This window comes from Caballeronia catudaia, assembly GCF_001544755.2.
GTDB classification, from domain to species: Bacteria; Pseudomonadota; Gammaproteobacteria; order Burkholderiales; family Burkholderiaceae; genus Caballeronia; species Caballeronia catudaia.
This window is the reverse complement of record NZ_FCOF02000015.1, coordinates 109714-128012: the sequence shown is the minus strand read 5'-3', so window position 1 is coordinate 128012 and position 18299 is coordinate 109714. Positions and strand designations below refer to the sequence as shown.

Sequence of the window (18299 nt, the reverse complement as noted above, 5' to 3'; positions counted from 1 at the left end):
AGATGGGCGTTGCGCCCATTTTTTTTTGGCTATTCGGTTCGGCATCTCGGGAGCGGGGGTGCGCGCCCGCATGAAGGCGCTCGCCCGCAGGTGTTTCGGCGTGGAGCGCGCGAACACCTTGGAGTTACTGTGCAACTGACGGAATTGATAGAAACCACGGTCTCGGGCCTGGGCTACGAGCTTGTCGATCTCGAGCGTTCGGGAGGCGGCATGTTGCGTGTCTATATCGACCAGCCGGCCGGTATCGCCATCGAAGACTGCGAGAAGGTCACGCGCCAGCTCCAATACTTGCTCGAAGTCGAGAACATCGACTACGACCGGCTCGAGGTATCGTCGCCGGGGCTCGACCGCCCGCTCAAGAAGCTCGCGGATTTCGAGCGCTTCGCGGGCAGCGAGGTCGCCATTACATTGAAAAAGCCGCTGGACGGACGCAAATCGTTCCGCGGCATCCTGCACGCCCCCGAAGGCGACAAGATCGAATTGGAATTTGAAGGGAAGGACGGCGCCGCCATGCTGGATTTCACGCTCGCGGACCTCGACAAGGCACGTCTCGTCCCCAAGGTTGACTTTAGGAGCCGCAAACAATGAGTCGCGAAGTACTGATGCTGGCGGATGCGCTGGCACGCGAAAAGAACGTCAACAAGGACGTCGTGTACGCAGCCCTCGAAGCTGCGCTTGCTTCCGCCACGAAGAAGCTCTTCGAGGAAGACGTGGATATTCGCGTCGCGATCGACCGTGAGAGCGGCGAGCATGAAACCTTCCGTCGCTGGCGCGTGGTGCCGGACGAGGCCGGCCTGCAGGAGCCCGACCAGGAAATCCTGCTGTTCGAAGCGAAAGAGCAAAAGCCTGACGTAGAAATCGACGAATTCATCGAAGAGCCGATTCCGTCGATCGAATTCGGCCGTATCGGTGCACAGGCGGCGAAGCAGGTCATCCTGCAGAAGGTGCGCGACGCCGAGCGCGAGCAGATCCTGAACGACTTCCTCGAGCGCGGCGAAAAGATCATGACCGGCTCGGTGAAGCGCCTGGACAAAGGCAACTTCATCGTCGAATCGGGACGCGTGGAAGCGCTGCTGCGCCGCGACCAGTTGATTCCGAAGGAAAACCTGCGCGTGGGCGACCGCGTGCGCGCGTACATCGCGAAGGTCGACCGCACCGCGCGCGGCCCGCAGATCGAGCTGTCGCGCACCGCGCCCGAGTTCCTGATGAAGCTGTTCGAGCTCGAAGTGCCGGAAATCGAGCAAGGCCTGCTGGAGATCAAGGCAGCCGCGCGCGACCCCGGCGTGCGTGCGAAAATCGGGGTGATCGCCTACGACAAGCGCATCGACCCGATCGGCACTTGCGTCGGTATCCGCGGTTCGCGCGTGCAGGCCGTGCGCAACGAGCTCGGTGGCGAGAACGTCGACATCGTGCTATGGTCGGAAGATCCCGCGCAGTTCGTGATCGGCGCCCTCGCGCCGGCAGCCGTCCAGTCGATCGTCGTCGATGAAGAAAAGCACGCGATGGACGTCGTCGTGGACGAAAACGAACTCGCGGTCGCCATCGGCCGCGCCGGCCAGAACGTCAGGCTCGCCAGCGAGCTCACGGGCTGGCAAATCAATATCATGACGCCGGACGAATCGGCGTTGAAGCAGAACGAAGAGCGCGGCAAGTTGCGCGAGCTGTTCATGGCGCGTCTGGACGTGGATGAGGAAGTCGCCGACATCCTGATCGACGAAGGCTTCACGAGCCTCGAAGAAATCGCCTACGTGCCGCTCAACGAAATGCTCGAAATCGAAGCCTTCGACGAAGACACCGTGCACGAGCTGCGCAATCGCTCGCGTGACGCGCTGCTCACGATGGCCATCGCCAACGAAGAGAAAGTCGAAGGCGTCGCGCTCGATCTGAAGAGTCTCGACGGCATGGACACCGAGCTGCTGGCCAAGCTCGCGGAGCACCAGATTCAGACCCGCGACGACCTCGCGGAGCTGGCTGTAGATGAACTGGTCGACATGACCGGTATGGAAGAGGATGCCGCTAAGGCGTTGATCATGAAAGCACGTGAACACTGGTTCCAGTGAGAAATGACCATGGCGCACTGAAATTTGGCGGCCTGTCTGGCCGCGTGACCCCGATCTAACCGCAAGGGTATGTCCTTGCATCAAGAGGAATGAATGGCGAGTAACAACGTAGCCCAATTTGCCGCGGAACTCAAAATGCCTGCGGGCGTCCTGCTCGAGCAGTTGCAGGCGGCTGGCGTCCAGAAAGCGAGCGCGAATGACGACCTGTCCGAGACGGACAAGGCGCGTCTGCTCGATCATTTGCGCAAGTCGCACGGTTCCACCGACGCCGACAAGCGCAAGATCACTTTGACCCGCCGGCATACGTCGGAAATCAAGCAATCCGACGCAACGGGTAAAGCTCGCACCATTCAGGTCGAGGTGCGCAAAAAGCGTGTTTTCGTGAAGCGCGACGAAACCGGCGTCGAGCAGCCCGAAGCGGCTGCGGCGAATCACATCGAAGAGCCGGAAGTCGACGAGGCCGAACTCCAGCGCCGCGAGGAAGAAGCGCGTCACGCTGCCGAGCAGCTCGAGCGTGAAGAGCGCGAGCTGAAGGAGCGTCAGGCGAAGCTCGAACTCGAGGAAGCCGAGCGCCGCGCCCGCGAGGAAGCGGCGGAAGCCGAGCGTCGCAAGCAGGAAGAAGAGGCGGCGCGCCGTGCGGCGGCGGCGGCTCAGGCAGCGGAAATCTCGCGTGCGGCGCAGGCCGCGCGTCACGAGACGCGCGTCCAGCCGGCGGCGGAAGCGAAGCCGGCGGACAAGCAGGCCGACAAGCAGGCGGACAAGCAAGCCGAGGAAGCGCAACGCCTGGCCGCCGAGAAGGCAGCGGAAGAAAAGGCCGCGAGCGAGCGAGCCGCGCAGCGCGAAGCCGCCAAGAAGGCGGAAGAAGTCGCGAAGGCCGCGGCCGAAAAGGCGCGTCTCGAACAGGAAGCCATCGCGAAGCGCCGTGCAGCGGCCGAGGCCGAAGCGCGCGCGATCCGCGAAATGATGAACACGCCGCGCAAGGCGCAGGTGAAGGCGCCGGAACCCGCGCCCGCCGCGAAGCCGGCGGAAGCGGCGAAGGCCGCCGAAGCGAAGGGCACGCTGCACAAGCCCGCAAAGCCGGAAGGCGCGCAGGCTGCACGTCCCGCTGCCGCGAAGAAGCCGGCAGCCGGCGGCACCGCAGCACCGTCGACGACGGCGCCCGCAGGCGCAGCCGACAAGAAAAAGGCTGGCGGCAAGGGCGGCTGGTCGCAGGACGACGCATCAAAGCGCCGCGGCATCAAGACGCGCGGCGACAGCAGCGGCGGCGTCGATCGCGGCTGGCGCGGCGGTCCGAAGGGACGCGGCAAGCATCAGGAACAGACGTCGTTCCAGGCGCCGACCGAGCCGATCATCCGTGAAATCCACGTGCCGGAAACCATTTCGGTGGCGGACCTCGCGCACAAGATGTCGGTGAAGGCTTCGGAAGTCATCAAGGTGATGATGAAGCTCGGCCAGATGGTCACGATCAATCAGGTGCTGGATCAGGAAACGGCGATGATCGTCGTCGAAGAACTGGGCCATCGCGCGGTCGCGGCAAAGCTGGACGATCCGGAAGCGCTGCTGATCGAAGGCGAAGCGACGGAAGACACGGCCGAAAAGCTGCCGCGTCCGCCGGTCGTTACGGTGATGGGTCACGTCGACCACGGCAAGACCTCGCTGCTCGACTACATTCGTCGCGCGAAAGTGGCGGCGGGCGAAGCGGGCGGCATCACGCAGCATATCGGCGCTTACCACGTCGAAACGCCGCGCGGCGTCATCACCTTCCTCGACACCCCGGGTCACGAAGCCTTTACGGCGATGCGTGCGCGCGGTGCGAAGGCAACCGACATCGTCATTCTGGTCGTTGCAGCCGATGACGGCGTGATGCCCCAGACGAAGGAAGCGATTGCTCACGCGAAGGCGGGCGGCGTGCCGATCGTCGTTGCGATCAACAAGATCGACAAGCCGGACGCCAACCCCGACCGCGTGAAGCAGGAACTCGTCGCGGAAGGCGTGGTGCCGGAAGAGTACGGCGGCGATTCGCCGTTCCTCGAAGTGTCGGCGAAAACCGGCAAGGGCATCGACGATCTGCTGGAAAACGTGTCGCTGCAAGCCGAAGTGATGGAACTGACCGCGCCGGTCGAAGCGGCTGCGAAGGGTCTCGTCATCGAAGCCAAGCTCGACAAGGGCAAGGGCCCGGTCGCGACCATTCTGGTGCAGTCGGGCACGCTGAACCGCGGCGATGTCGTGCTGGCGGGCAGCGCTTATGGCCGCGTGCGCGCCATGCTCGACGAAACCGGCAAGTCGACCAAGTCGGCGGGTCCGTCGATCCCGGTGGAAATCCAGGGTCTGTCGGAAGTGCCGGCCGCGGGCGAGGAAGTCATCGTGCTGCCGGACGAGCGCAAGGCGCGCGAGATCGCGTTGTTCCGTCAGGGCAAGTTCCGCGACGTCAAGCTCGCGAAGCAGCAGGCCGCGAAGCTCGAAAACATGCTCGAGCAAATGGGCGAAGGCGAAGTGCAGAACCTGCCGCTCATCGTCAAGGCGGACGTGCAGGGCTCGCAGGAAGCGCTGGTTCAATCGCTGCAAAAGCTCTCGACCAACGAAGTGCGCGTGCAGATCGTGCACAGCGCGGTCGGCGCGATCAGCGAATCGGACGTCAACCTGGCGACGGCGTCGAAGGCGGTCATTATCGGCTTCAACACGCGTGCGGATGCACAGGCGCGCAAGGTGGCCGAGTCGAACGGCATCGACATCCGCTACTACAACATCATCTATGACGCAGTGGATGAGGTGAAGGCGGCGATGTCCGGCATGCTTGCGCCGGAGAAGCGCGAGACGGTGACGGGCATGGTCGAGGTGCGCCAGGTGATCCGCGTGCCGAAGGTCGGCCTGATCGCGGGTTGTATGGTCACGGACGGCTTCGTCAAGCGTTCTTCGTCGGTGCGCGTGATCCGCAACAACGTCGTGATCCATACCGGCGAGCTCGATTCGCTCAAGCGCTTCAAGGACGACGTCAAGGAAGTGCGTCAGGGCTTCGAGTGCGGTATGTCGATCAAGAACTTCAGCGACATCGTCGAAGGCGATCAGTTCGAAGTCTTCGAAGTGACGGAAGTGGCGCGCACGCTGTAATGCGCTAGCCGCTGATAAAAGGGCGGGGTGAGCCTGGCGGCTCGCTCCGCCCTTTTCATTTGAAGCGGCGGCGGCTCAGAAAACGGAACGAAATCATGGCAAAAAGAAAGACATCCGCGAACCGCAACGTGCAGATTGCGGATCAGATCCAGCGCGATCTCTCGGAGCTGATGCGTGAGGTGAAAGATCCGCGCATCGGCCTCGTGACGATTCAAAGCGTCGAACTGACGCCCGATTATGCGCACGCGAAGGTTTATTTCACCACGCTCACCGGCGACCCGAAGCAGACGCAGGAAGGGCTGAATCACGCGGCGGGTCATTTGCACAATCTGCTGTTCAAGCGCCTGCACATCCACACGGTGCCGACGCTGCATTTCCACTACGACCAGACGATCGAGAAGGCCGTCGAGATGTCGCGCCTGATCGACGAAGCCAATGCGACGCGCGCCAAAGATGACGAAGAAGGCGCGTAAGTGAAAGGCGGCCCGAAGATTCCACGTCGCGCGCTCGACGGCGTGTTGCTGCTAGACAAGCCGCTGGGCTGGTCGAGCAACGATGCCTTGATCAAGGCGAAGCGGCTTTATCTCGCGAAGAAGGCGGGCCACACCGGCACGCTCGACCCGCTCGCGACGGGCTTGTTGCCGCTGTGCTTCGGCGAAGCGACCAAGTTCTCGCAGGATTTGCTCGAAGCCGACAAGACGTATGAAGCGACGATGCGACTCGGCATCCGCACGACGACCGGCGACGCCGAAGGCGAGGCGCTCGACACGCGCGACGTGACGTGCGATGAAGCCGCGGTTGCCGATGCGATGACGAAATTTCCCGGCAACATCGTTCAAATCCCGCCGATGTACTCCGCGCTGAAACGCGACGGCAAGCCGCTCTACGAATACGCGCGCGCGGGGCAAACGGTGGAACGCGAAGGGCGGCCGGTGACGATCCACGCATTGCGACTGGTCGCGTGCGCGTTGCCGCTCGTGACGTTTCGCGTGACGTGCAGCAAGGGCACGTATGTGCGCACGCTCGCGGAAGATATCGGCGAAGCGCTCGGATGCGGCGCGCATTTGACAGCGTTGCGCCGCACGGGTGTCGGCGCGTTGACGCTCGAGCACGCGGTCACGCTGGACGCGCTGGCGAGCCTGAGCGACAGCGAACGCGACGCGCGTCTGCAACCGGTCGACGCGCTTCTGTCGACATTTCCAGCCGTCGAACTGAACGACGAAGCGGCCCAACGCTTTCTGCACGGCCAGCGTCTGCGGCTCGCGGATGTCGTGAAAACGCGTCTCGAAGACGGTCGCGTGCGCGTCTATGCGCAGGAAGGCCGCCGGTTGCTGGGCGTCGCCAAAGCAGGCGAGGGCGTGCTCGCGCCGGAACGTCTGATTGTCACAGCACAATGAGAGAGGCCCGGATTGAAATCCGGGCCTTCGTCACCATCGAGCGCGGCCGGGATCAGTGCGCCGCCGATGCCGCCGCCGCCGAATCGCCGCCTGAACGCTCGGGCCGCGTGATCCAGATCAGCGCGATCAGCGCGACGAGAATCCCCGCCGAAATATAGAACATGTCGTTCACGCCGAGTTGCGCGGCCTGCTGCGTGGCCATGCTGTTGAACAAGCCTCGAGCCTGCTCCTGAGAGAAGCCGAGTGCGCCCATTTGCTGCATCGAATTCGCAAACACCGGGTTGTAGGCATTCGCGCCTTCGATCAATTGCGCGTGATGCACGATCGACCGATGCTCCCAAGCCGTCGAGAAAATCGACGTGCCGATGCCGCCGCACATGATCCGCACGAAGTTCGACAGCCCCGACGCCGCCGGAATGCGATGCCCCGGCAAGCCCGACAGCGTGATCGACACGAGCGGAATGAAGAAGCCCGCCATGCCGATGCCCTGAATCAGCGTCGGCACCGTGAGCGCCCACGTATCCACGCCGGTCGTATAGCGCGAGCGCATCCAGAAGCACAGCGCGAAAACGAGGAACGCGGCCGTCGCGATATAGCGCGGATCGGTGCGCGGCAGGAACTTGCCGGTGATCGGCGAAAGCAGGATCGCGAAGAGGCCGACCGGCGCCATCACGAGACCGGCGTTCGTCGCCGTATAGCCGATATCGGTCTGCAGCCACAGTGGCAGCAGCACGAGATTGCCGAAGTACAGCCCGTAGCCGATCGACAGCGCGATCGTCCCGCCAGTGAAATTGCGCAGCTCGAAGAGCGAAAGGTCGACGACCGGATGCTCCGCCGTCAGCTCCCACACGATGAAGAATGCGAACGAGATCACCGCGATCAGCGCGAGCACGACGATCGTCGTCGAGTTGAACCAGTCGAGGTCCTTGCCCTTGTCGAGCATGATCTGCAGCGAGCCGACCCAGACCACGAGCAGCCCGAGACCCACGGTGTCGATCGGAGCCTTGCGGATCGCCGAGTCGCGGTCGCGGAAGATCGCGAACGTGGCGATTGCCGCCGCGAAGCCCACCGGGATGTTCACGTAGAAGATCCACGGCCACGAAATGTTGTCGGAGATCCAGCCGCCCAGAACCGGACCGGCGACGGGCGCAATCAGCGTGGTCATCGACCACATCGATAAAGCCATCGGCGCCTTTTCGCGCGGATAGCTCGCGAGCAGCAGCGTCTGCGACAGCGGAATCATCGGGCCGGCGACCGCGCCCTGAAGCACGCGCGCGGCGAGCAGGAACGGCAGCGTCGGCGCGAGACCGCAGAGCCACGACGCAATCACGAACAGGATGATCGAGCCGAGAAACAGCTTCACTTGCCCGATGCGTTGCGTGAGCCAGCCGGTGAGCGGCACCGAGATCGCGTTGGCAACGGCGAACGACGTGATGACCCACGTGCCCTGATCGGACGACACGCCGAGATCGCCCGAGATCGACGGAATCGAGACGTTCGCGATCGACGTGTCGAGCACGTTCATGAACACCGCGAGCGACACGGCGATCGTCCCGATGACGAGTTTGCCGCCCGAAAGCGGCGGATGAACGACGTTTTGCGCAGACATGGGGCGAATCCGCTTACATCAGCTTGACGGCCGATGCGGACTTCGCCGTCTTGCCGCGCGTGGCCGACGACGTGCTCTGCGCCGCCGTTCCCGCGCCCGTGCCTGCGTTCTGCTGAATGATGCGCGCGATTTCCTGATCGGCCTGCGCGCCGTAGTTGTCGAACACATTGGTCTGATAGACCGTGTTCTGCGCGTTGCCGAGCTGTCCGCCTTCCTCATTCTTGATCGTCACGTCGACGTTCATCGAAAGCCCGATGCGCAGCGGATGCGCCTGCAGTTCCTTCGGATCGAGCTCGATACGCACCGGCAGGCGCTGCACGACCTTGATCCAGTTGCCCGTCGCGTTCTGCGCGGGCAGGAGCGAGAACGCGGAGCCCGTGCCGGCGGAGAAGCCGATCACCTTGCCGTGGAACACGACGCCCGAGCCGTACAGGTCGGCCGTGAGCTCGACCGGCTGGCCGATGCGCATGTGCTTCAACTGCACTTCCTTGAAGTTCGCGTCGACCCAAACGGCGTTGAGCGGCACGATCGCCATCAACGGATTGCCCGGCGACACGCGCTGGCCGACCTGCACCGAGCGCTTCGCGACATAGCCCGTCACCGGCGCCGGCAGCGTGTTGCGCGCATAGTTGATGTACGAGTCGCGCACCTTCGCGGCCGCGGCGAGCACGTTCGGGTGATCGGCGATCGTCGTGTTGGCGGTGAGCGAGCGGTTCGACGCGAGTTCCTGCTCGGCGGCGTCGAGCGCGGCCTGCGCGCCGCGCACCGCGTCACGCGCATGCGAGATTTCTTCCTGCGATACGGCGCCCGTCTGCGCGACCTGCATGCGGCGCTTCAGATCGTCCTGCGCACGCGACAAGTCCGAGCGGCGCAATGCGATCTGCGCTTCGTACTGGTTGTTGTTCACGAAGAACGTGCGGACCTGGCGCACGGCCTGCGCGAGATTCGCCTCGGCGGAGTCGAGCGCGACCTTCGAATCGGCCGGATCCAGCGTGACGAGCGGATCGCCGATCTTCACCGTCTGCGTGTCGTCCGCGTTCACGGAAATCACCGTGCCGACGACCTGCGGCGTGATCTGAACGACGTTGCCGTTCACGTAGGCATCGTCGGTGGATTCGTGAAAGCGCGCGATGAGGAAGTAGTACAGCCCGTATGCGATGCCGGCGATGAGGATGACGAGCACGATCAGCGTCATCAGCCGGCGGCGTTTGCCATTGCTCTGCTTCGGCGCAGGCGCGGCGGCTGCGGTTTGTTGAGGGTCGCTCATGAAAGACTCCGAATATTCCGTATTGGTCTTGATGCGTGTTCTTGTGTGCGGCTCACTGCGACGGCGTGGGATTCGCCGCCTGGCTCTGTCCGCTGCCGTCGATCGCGAGATTCGCGCTCGTGGCGTCGAAGCCGCCGCCCAGCGCTTTGATTAGCGCTATCTGCAGATCGGTGCGCCTCAAGCGCAGATTTGTCACGGTCTGCTCGTTGGCGAGACGGTTTTCGTCGGCGTTGAGCACCTGCAACTGCGGCGAGAGGCCGGCCTTGTAGCGAATCACCGCGAGCTGGTATGCGCTCGTCGCCGCCGTGAGTGCGCGCTGGGCGTCCGCCGTCTGCCTGTCCAGCGAGCGGATCGCGGAAATGTTGGTTGCGACGTCGTTCAGCGCGCTGATGAGCGTCTGGTTGTAGTTCGCGACATCGCCCTCGAAATCGGCGTAACGGCCCTTCAACTGTGCGCGCAACGCACCGGCATCGAAGATCGGCAGGTGCACCGCCGGCCCGATCTGCATCTGCCGGCTGCTCGCTTGCAGGAAGCGGCTCCAGCCGAAGGCATCGAAGCCGAAGGCGGCGGCGAGGTTGATGTCCGGGAAGAACTCGGCCTTCGCTTCCTTGATGTTGTGCGTCGCGGCCTCGACCTGCCAGCGCGCGGCGACGATATCGGGGCGGCGCGCGACGAGGTCGGCAGGCACGTTGTCGGGGAGCGTCACGTTGACTTTCGGATCGATCACGGGCTTGCCGATCTGCAGGCCGCGGTCCGGGCCCTTGCCGAGCAGCGCCGCGAGCTGGTAGCGGACGGTTTCGATCTGGCCGTCGAGCTCCGACAGATTGGTCTGGCTCGTCGCGACATTGCCTGCCGCCGTCTGGCGCTCGACGGTGGTGTCGAGGCCGGCCGCGACGCGCCCGTTCGTGATGCGTCCCACGTCCTGCCGGTTCGCGATCTCGCGCGACGCGACATCGCGCAGCGCGTAGAGCAGCGCGAGCTGGTTATAGGTGCGCGCCACCGATGCCGCGAGCGTGACGCGCGCTTGCTGCATGTCGGCCTCGGCGGCCTTTTGCTGCGATACCGCCATGTTCAGGCGCGAACGGTTCTTGCCCCAGAGATCGAGTTCCCACGACGCGCTCACGAGCGCGTTGTTCTCGCTGTACCAGGTGCCGCCATAGGGCGGCGGGAAGAGGGCGTTGGCGGAATACAGCTCGCGCGTCCACGAATACGAACCGGTGACTTTGGGATAGAGCGCGGAGCGCGAACTCTCGATATACGACGACGCCTTCGCGATGCGCGCCTGCGCCTGCGCGATGCTCGGATTGTCCGCGAGCGCTTCGTCGATCAGTTGCGGCAGTTGCGGGTCGCCGAACTGCCTGGCCCAGTCGAGCGTCGGCCACTGACCGCCTTGCGCGGGCACGCTTTGCGTGGACTCGAAATTGTCCGTCGACGCGATCTGCTTGTCGCTCGAAATGCCCGAATAGTTCGCGCAGCCCGCCATCACGAACGCCGCGATGACCGCGGCCGCGGCGCTTTTCGCACGGCTCGGCGAGCGTTGCACGGACAGGGAGAGGAATTTCATATCTCGTCTCTCGAGATGAGAATTAAAAGTGGACGTTGCAATGATTTTGTAGGCTTTGGACCGGCAATTTGCTTGACGCCGCAATCACATACCCGGCTTATCGTTGCTGCTAACCAGCGACGCCACCGATGGGTCGCACGAGTTCGCGAGAATTCGTCTCATCATGCTTTTCAGGAAGCCCACTTCCTCTGGCGTGAAGCCCGTCAGCAGATGATCGAGCACGCGGGCGAAAATGGCGGGAATCCTTTCGGCAGTCGCCTGGCCCTCATGGGTGAGCTCGAGGCGCACGACGCGCCGATCTTCTTCGCTGCGCACGCGCGAGAGCAGTCCGCGCTTTTCCAACCGGTCGATCAGGCGCGTGACCGCGCTTGCGTCGATGCCGTATTCGCGGGCGATATCGGCGGCCGTCCAGCACTTGCCGACTGCCAGCATGAACACGATGCTCGCCTGCGTGCCCGTGATGCCCAGCTCGGAGGACGTGTGTTGCGTGACCATGTTCCACATGGTCGAGCGTACCCGGCCGATCAGATAGCCGACGCTTTCGGCCAATACGTAATCGCCGATCGCCGTGGATTTCGGGGCGTCGCTCATTGAAATAACGGTGCGGGTGCAATAGTTGACTAGGCAGCATTATAGGCGGAGTGTATCGGACGCGGCAATAATTTTTCTGAATATGCTTAACAATCGGCCCGCGTTCTTGCCCGCCAGGCACGCTCCAAGCTGGCCCGATTTACGGGTTGAGTCCTATTGCAAGGAAACGTCATCCGTGCGTGCTATAATTTACGGTTCTCACCGCGCCGGGCCCGTTTTTGTCATGCTTGCATGATGGTTTCGAGAGGGGCTTGCCGAGCCACGGAGTCTCAGACGAGACTCGCTCCGACGGCGCACAACCAAGACATCTTTCTATGACTCGCGCCCTCCGCAATATCGCCATCATTGCCCACGTCGACCACGGCAAGACCACGCTCGTCGACCAGTTGCTCCGCCAGTCGGGCACGTTCCGGGAAAACCAACAGGTCGCCGAGCGGGTCATGGACTCGAACGACATCGAAAAGGAACGCGGCATCACGATCCTGGCGAAGAACTGCGCCGTCGAGTACGAAGGCACGCACATCAATATCGTCGATACACCGGGACACGCGGACTTCGGCGGCGAAGTGGAACGCGTGCTGTCGATGGTCGATTCCGTGCTGCTGCTCGTCGACGCCGTCGAAGGCCCGATGCCGCAAACGCGCTTCGTCACGAAGAAGGCCCTCGCGCTCGGCCTCAAGCCGATCGTCGTCGTCAACAAGGTGGACCGTCCGGGCGCGCGCATCGACTGGGTGATCAACCAGACTTTCGATCTCTTCGACAAGCTGGGCGCAACTGAAGAGCAGCTCGATTTCCCGATCGTGTATGCATCGGGTCTGAACGGTTTCGCCGGCCTCGATCCGGACGTGCGCGAAGGCACGATGCGCCCGCTGTTCGAAGCCATTCTGGAGCACGTTCCCGTGCGCCCGGCCGATCCGGACGGTCCGCTGCAATTGCAGATCACGTCGCTCGACTACAACTCGTATGTCGGCCGTATCGGCGTGGGCCGTGTCGCGCGTGGCCGCATCCGCCCCGGCATGCAGGTCGCGGTGCGTTCGGGTCCGGACGGCGCGATCCTGAATCGCAAGATCAACCAGGTGCTGTCATTCCACGGTCTCGAGCGCGTGCAGGTCGAAGAAGCGCAGGCCGGCGATATCGTGCTGATCAACGGCATCGAGGAAATCGGCATCGGCGTGACCATCTGCTCGCCGGACAATCCCGAAGCGCTGCCAATGATCACCGTCGACGAACCCACGCTCACGATGAACTTCCTCGTGAATTCGTCGCCGCTCGCGGGCAAGGAAGGCAAGTTCGTGACGAGCCGCCAGATTCGCGACCGTCTGACGAAAGAACTGAATCACAACGTCGCGCTGCGCGTGAAAGATACCGGCGACGAAACCACGTTCGAAGTGTCGGGCCGTGGCGAATTGCACCTGACGATTCTCGTCGAGAACATGCGCCGTGAAGGTTATGAGCTTGCCGTTTCGCGTCCGCGCGTCGTGCTGCAGGAAATCGACGGCGTGAAGTGCGAGCCGTACGAAAACCTGACCGTCGATATCGAAGACCCGCATCAGGGCGGCGTGATGGAAGAGCTGGGCCGTCGCAAGGGCGAAATGCTCGACATGACGTCGGACGGCCGCGGCCGCACGCGTCTCGAGTACAAGATCTCGGCGCGTGGCCTGATCGGCTTCCAGAGCGAGTTCCTGACGCTCACGCGCGGCACGGGCCTGATGAGCCACACGTTCGATTCGTACGCACCGGTGAAGGAAGGCTCGGTCGGCGAGCGCCGCAATGGCGTGCTGATCTCGCAGGACGATGGCGCCGCCGTCGCGTACGCACTGTGGAAGCTGCAGGATCGGGGCCGCATGTTCGTGTCGCCGGGCGATGCGCTCTATGAAGGCATGATCATCGGCATCCACAGCCGCGACAACGACCTCGTCGTGAACCCGATCAAGGGCAAGCAGCTGACCAACGTCCGCGCATCCGGCACCGACGAAGCCGTGCGCCTCGTTCCGCCGATCCAGCTTTCGCTGGAATACGCGGTCGAGTTCATCGACGACGACGAGCTCGTCGAAGTGACGCCGCAGTCGATCCGCCTGCGCAAGCGTCATCTGAAGGAACACGAGCGTCGCCGCGCGAGCCGCGAAGCGAACGCCGAATAAGCTGCGCGCATCGGCAAACAAAAGCCGCCTTCGGGCGGCTTTTTCATGAGCGCAGCTACCCCTTGCTTATCTCGAAAATGCCCGCAAATGCCTGATGTAGAAGGGACACGGGCAACACGCACATGCGACGTTCGGTCATATGACGATTGCTTCTGTGCTATGCTTCCAAGATTAGCTGTCGCTTTTTAGGTCCTTCCAAGCAGACTTGATTCGCGCAATCCGCTAAACGGTCAGGCCGTGGCGCGGAAGGTTTCGTAACCCGCACTTCCTCGAGAAACTCGAAGAAAGGTGAGCGTAAAAATGATGAAGCAATTCCAGTCGAACTCCTATCTGTTCGGCGGTAATGCTCCGTACGTCGAAGAGTTGTACGAGCAATATCTCGATAATCCTGCGTCAGTGCCCGAGACCTGGCGCGCCTACTTCGACGCGTTGCAGAACGTGCCCGCTTCGGACGGCACGGCTCACAACGACGTGGCCCACGGCCCCATCGTCGAATCCTTCGCCCAGCGCGCGAAGGCGAATGCCTTCATTCCGCGCGAAAGCACCGGTGACCTCACCACCGCGCGCAAGCAAGTCCACGTTCAATCCCTCATCGGCGCGTATCGCTTCCTCGGCACGCAATGGGCCAATCTCGACCCGTTGAAGCGTCGCGAGCGTCCCGCCATCCCCGAGCTCGAACCCGGTTTCTACGACTTCACCGAAGCCGACATGGACCAGGTGTTCAACGCGACCAACCTGTACTTCGGCTTCGAGCAGGCGTCGCTGCGCGACATCGTCAAGGCGCTGCGCGACACCTACTGCAGCACGATCGGCGCTGAGTTCATGTACATCAGCGATCCGGAGCAGAAGCGCTGGTGGCAGGAGAAGCTCGAGTCGATCCGCTCGACGCCGGCCTTCTCGAACGACAAGAAGAAGCACATCCTCAAACGCCTGACGGCCGCCGAAGGCCTCGAGCGTTTCCTGCATACCAAATATGTCGGCCAGAAGCGCTTTTCGCTGGAAGGCGGCGAGAGCTTCATCGCGTCGATGGACGAAGTCGTGCGTCACGGCGGCAAGAACGGCGTGCAGGAAATCGTCATCGGCATGGCGCACCGTGGCCGTCTGAACGTGCTCGTCAACACGCTCGGCAAGATGCCGGCGGACCTCTTCGCCGAATTCGAAGGCAAGCACGTCGATGACCTGCCGGCCGGCGACGTGAAGTATCACAAGGGCTTCTCGTCGGACGTGTCGACGGAAGGCGGCCCGGTTCACCTGTCGCTCGCGTTCAACCCGTCGCACCTCGAAATCGTGAATCCGGTGGTCGAAGGTTCGGCCAAGGCGCGCATGGACCGCCGCGGCGACGAGGAAGGTCTGCAAGTGCTGCCGGTGCAGGTGCACGGCGACGCGGCTTTCGCGGGCCAGGGCGTCGTGATGGAAACGCTGAACCTCGCCCAGACGCGCGGCTACGGCACGCACGGCACGCTGCACATCGTCATCAACAACCAGATCGGCTTCACCACGTCGGACCCGCGCGATGCGCGCTCGACGCTGTACTGCTCGGACGTCGTCAAGATGATCGAGGCGCCGGTGCTGCACGTGAACGGCGACGATCCCGAAGCGGTCGTGCTCGCGACGCAGCTCGCGATCGACTTTCGCATGAAGTTCCACAAGGACGTGGTCGTCGACATCATCTGCTTCCGCAAGCTCGGCCACAACGAGCAGGACACGCCGGCGGTCACGCAGCCGCTGATGTACAAGACCATCGCGAAGCATCCCGGCACGCGCGCCGTGTATGCCGAAAAGCTCGTGCAGCAGGGCGTGATCACGCCCGAAGACGCGGACAACTTCGTCAAGGAATATCGTCAGGCGATGGACGAAGGCCATCACACCGTCGATCCGGTGCTGTCGAATTACAAGAGCAAGTACGCGGTCGACTGGGTGCCGTTCCTGAACCGCAAGTGGACCGACGCGGCCGACACCGCCGTGCCGCTCGCGGAACTGAAGCGTCTCGCCGAGCGCATCACGACAATTCCGGAAAACTTCAAGGTTCACCCGCTCGTCGAGCGCGTGATCAACGATCGCCGCGCGATGGGTCTCGGCGAAGCCAAGCTCGACTGGGGCATGGGCGAGCATCTCGCGTTCGCGTCGCTGGTGGCGTCGGGCTATGCGGTGCGTCTGACCGGTCAGGATTCGGGCCGCGGCACGTTCACGCATCGCCACGCCGTTCTGCACGATCAGAACCGCGAGCGCTGGAACGACGGCACGTACATTCCGCTGCAGAACATCGCGGAAGGCCAGGCGAAGTTCACGGTCATCGACTCCGTGCTGTCCGAAGAAGCGGTGCTCGGTTTCGAGTACGGCTATTCGACCGCCGAGCCGAACACGTTAGTCGCATGGGAAGCGCAGTTCGGCGACTTCGTGAACGGCGCGCAGGTCGTGATCGACCAGTTCATCTCGTCGGGCGAAGTGAAATGGGGCCGCGTCTCCGGCCTCACGATGCTGCTGCCGCACGGCTATGAAGGCCAGGGTCCGGAGCACTCGTCGGCGCGTATCGAGCGCTTCCTGCAACTGTGCGCGGACCACAACATGCAAGTGGTTCAGCCGACGACGCCGGCGCAGATCTTCCATCTGCTGCGCCGTCAGATGATCCGCCTGTTCCGCAAGCCGCTGATCATCGCGACGCCGAAGTCGCTCCTGCGTCACAAGGAAGCCGTGTCGGATCTGTCGGAGTTGGCGAAGGGCTCGTTCCAGCCGGTCATCGGCGAAGTCGATGAAGCGATCGAAGCGAAGAAGGTCAAGCGCGTGATCGCATGCTCGGGCCGCGTGTACTACGACCTCGTCGCGCATCGCCGCGAAGCGAAGAGCAACGATGTCGCCATCGTGCGTATCGAGCAACTGTATCCGTTCGCGCACAAGCAGTTCGACGCGGAGCTCAAGAAGTACGAGAACGCGACCGAAGTCGTGTGGGCGCAGGACGAGCCGCAGAACCAGGGCGCCTGGTTCTACGTCGAGCACCATCTGCGCGAAGGCATGCGCGACGGCATGAAGCTGGCCTACAGCGGCCGTCCGGCTTCGGCGTCGCCTGCGGTCGGCTACTACGCGAAGCACTACGAGCAGCAGAAGGCGCTCGTGGAAGGCGCGTTCGGCCGCCTGAAGGGCGCGCAGACCATCGCGAAGTAATTCGGCTCGATCGGGACGGCAGAGGCTAGGCGCTTCCCGTCCCGACGCTCGTACACACACAGACACGCATCAGGACAATACAGAAATGGCTATCGTAGAAGTCAAGGTTCCCCAGCTCTCCGAGTCGGTCTCGGAAGCGACCATGCTGCAATGGAAGAAGAAGCCGGGCGAGGCTGTCGCCCAGGACGAAATCCTCATCGAGATCGAAACCGACAAGGTCGTGCTCGAAGTGCCCGCGCCGTCCGCCGGCGTGCTGGCGCAAGTCATCAAGCACGATGGCGATATCGTCACGGCCGACGAACTCATCGCGAAGATCGACACCGAAGCGAAAGCCGGTGAAGCGCCTGCCGCCGTCGCCGCTGCCGGCGACGCCGAAGTGAAGCCGGCGCCGGTCGCGGAACCGGCCACTGCCACGGCGGCTCCGGCCGCTGCGCAAGCGAGCGCAACGGGCGGCGCCGCTTCGCCGGCTGCGACGAAGATCCTTGCCGAGAAGGGCGTTTCGGCGGATCAGGTGTCGGGTTCGGGCCGCGATGGCCGCATCACGAAGGGCGACGCGCTCGCCGCTTCGGCTTCGGCTCCGGCTGCTGCCAAGGCTCCGGCTCCGGCTCCGGCTCCGGCCGCTGCGCCCGCACGCGCCGCGAAGCCGTCGCTGCCGTCGGTTGCCGCACCGGCATCGGCTGACCAGTGGCTGAAGGACCGCCCGGAACAGCGTGTGCCGATGTCGCGTCTGCGCGCGCGTATCGCCGAGCGTCTGCTCGAATCGCAGCAAACCAACGCCATCCTGACGACGTTCAACGAAGTCAACATGGCGCCGGTCATGGACCTGCGCAACAAGTACAAGGACCGCTTCGAGAAGGAACACGGCGTGAAGCTCGGCTTCATGTCGTTCTTCGTGAAGGCCGCCGTGCACGCGCTGAAGAAGTTCCCGCTCGTGAACGCATCCATCGACGGTAACGATATCGTCTATCACGGCTACTTCGACATCGGTATCGCGGTCGGTTCGCCGCGCGGTCTGGTCGTGCCGATCCTGCGCAACGCGGATCAGATGAGCCTCGCCGATATCGAGAAGAAGATCGCCGAATTCGGCCAGAAGGCGAAGGACGGCAAGTTGTCGATCGAAGAAATGACCGGCGGCACGTTCTCCATCTCGAATGGCGGCGTGTTCGGCTCCATGCTCTCGACGCCGATCATCAACCCGCCGCAGTCCGCGATTCTCGGCGTGCACGCGACGAAGGAACGCGCGGTCGTGGAAAACGGCCAGATCGTGATCCGTCCGATGAACTACCTCGCGCTGTCGTACGACCACCGCATCATCGACGGCCGCGAAGCCGTGCTGTCGCTGGTCGCGATGAAGGACGCGCTGGAAGATCCGGCCCGTCTGCTGCTGGACCTGTAAAACGTAT

12 protein-coding genes are annotated in these 18299 nt (G+C 63.3%); 8 read left to right on the top strand and 4 right to left on the bottom strand.

What is annotated here, in order from left to right; all coding sequences use genetic code 11:
- Positions 1-129: 129 nt before the first annotated feature.
- The 5 genes from rimP to truB all read left to right on the top strand — a co-directional run bounded on the left by rimP (position 130) and on the right by truB (position 6565).
- Positions 130-588, top strand: a complete 459-nt coding sequence (rimP, locus tag AWB75_RS18075; protein WP_061125455.1) for a ribosome maturation factor RimP — start codon at positions 130-132, stop codon at positions 586-588.
- Positions 585-2060 carry a transcription termination factor NusA gene (gene nusA / locus AWB75_RS18070; protein ID WP_061125454.1) on the top strand — a complete coding sequence of 492 codons (1476 nt, stop codon included), beginning with the start codon at positions 585-587 and terminating at the stop codon, positions 2058-2060. Before rimP ends, nusA begins: the two co-directional genes overlap by 4 nt.
- Positions 2061-2153: 93 nt before the next feature.
- Positions 2154-5168 (top strand): translation initiation factor IF-2, encoded by a 3015-nt coding sequence (gene infB / locus AWB75_RS18065; RefSeq protein WP_061125453.1) that lies wholly within the window; start codon positions 2154-2156, stop codon positions 5166-5168.
- Between the two features lie 95 nt (positions 5169-5263).
- On the top strand, positions 5264-5641 hold the full coding sequence (gene rbfA / locus AWB75_RS18060) for a 30S ribosome-binding factor RbfA (RefSeq protein WP_061125452.1): 378 nt from the start codon (positions 5264-5266) through the stop codon (positions 5639-5641).
- Positions 5642-6565, top strand: coding sequence for a tRNA pseudouridine(55) synthase TruB (gene truB / locus AWB75_RS18055; protein ID WP_061125451.1), 924 nt, complete (start codon positions 5642-5644; stop codon positions 6563-6565).
- A gap of 52 nt (positions 6566-6617) precedes the next feature.
- Here the strand turns inward: truB and AWB75_RS18050 are convergent, their stop codons facing one another.
- The 4 genes from AWB75_RS18050 to AWB75_RS18035 all read right to left on the bottom strand — a co-directional run bounded on the left by AWB75_RS18050 (position 6618) and on the right by AWB75_RS18035 (position 11596).
- Positions 6618-8174, bottom strand: a complete 1557-nt coding sequence (locus AWB75_RS18050; RefSeq protein ID WP_061125450.1) for a DHA2 family efflux MFS transporter permease subunit — start codon at positions 8172-8174, stop codon at positions 6618-6620.
- A 13-nt stretch (positions 8175-8187) separates the two neighbouring features.
- Entirely contained in the window at positions 8188-9441 is a 1254-nt protein-coding gene (locus tag AWB75_RS18045) for an HlyD family secretion protein (protein WP_061125449.1), read from the bottom strand.
- Positions 9442-9493: 52 nt separating this feature from the next.
- A complete protein-coding gene (locus tag AWB75_RS18040) occupies positions 9494-11005 on the bottom strand; it encodes an efflux transporter outer membrane subunit (protein WP_061125448.1) in 1512 nt (503 codons plus the stop codon).
- 84 nt (positions 11006-11089) lie between these two features.
- Positions 11090-11596: a MarR family winged helix-turn-helix transcriptional regulator gene (locus AWB75_RS18035; protein WP_061125447.1), complete on the bottom strand. Its 507-nt coding sequence runs from the start codon at positions 11594-11596 to the stop codon at positions 11090-11092.
- A 314-nt stretch (positions 11597-11910) separates the two neighbouring features.
- Here AWB75_RS18035 and typA point away from each other — a divergent pair, with 314 nt between their 5' ends.
- The 3 genes from typA to odhB all read left to right on the top strand — a co-directional run bounded on the left by typA (position 11911) and on the right by odhB (position 18292).
- Complete coding sequence (typA, locus tag AWB75_RS18030; protein WP_061125446.1) at positions 11911-13737, top strand: translational GTPase TypA; 1827 nt, start codon at positions 11911-11913, stop codon at positions 13735-13737.
- A 300-nt stretch (positions 13738-14037) separates the two neighbouring features.
- Positions 14038-16896 carry a 2-oxoglutarate dehydrogenase E1 component gene (locus AWB75_RS18025; RefSeq protein ID WP_061125445.1) on the top strand — a complete coding sequence of 953 codons (2859 nt, stop codon included), beginning with the start codon at positions 14038-14040 and terminating at the stop codon, positions 16894-16896.
- 85 nt (positions 16897-16981) lie between these two features.
- Positions 16982-18292: a 2-oxoglutarate dehydrogenase complex dihydrolipoyllysine-residue succinyltransferase gene (gene odhB, locus AWB75_RS18020; RefSeq protein WP_061125444.1), complete on the top strand. Its 1311-nt coding sequence runs from the start codon at positions 16982-16984 to the stop codon at positions 18290-18292.
- Positions 18293-18299 lie beyond the last annotated feature (7 nt).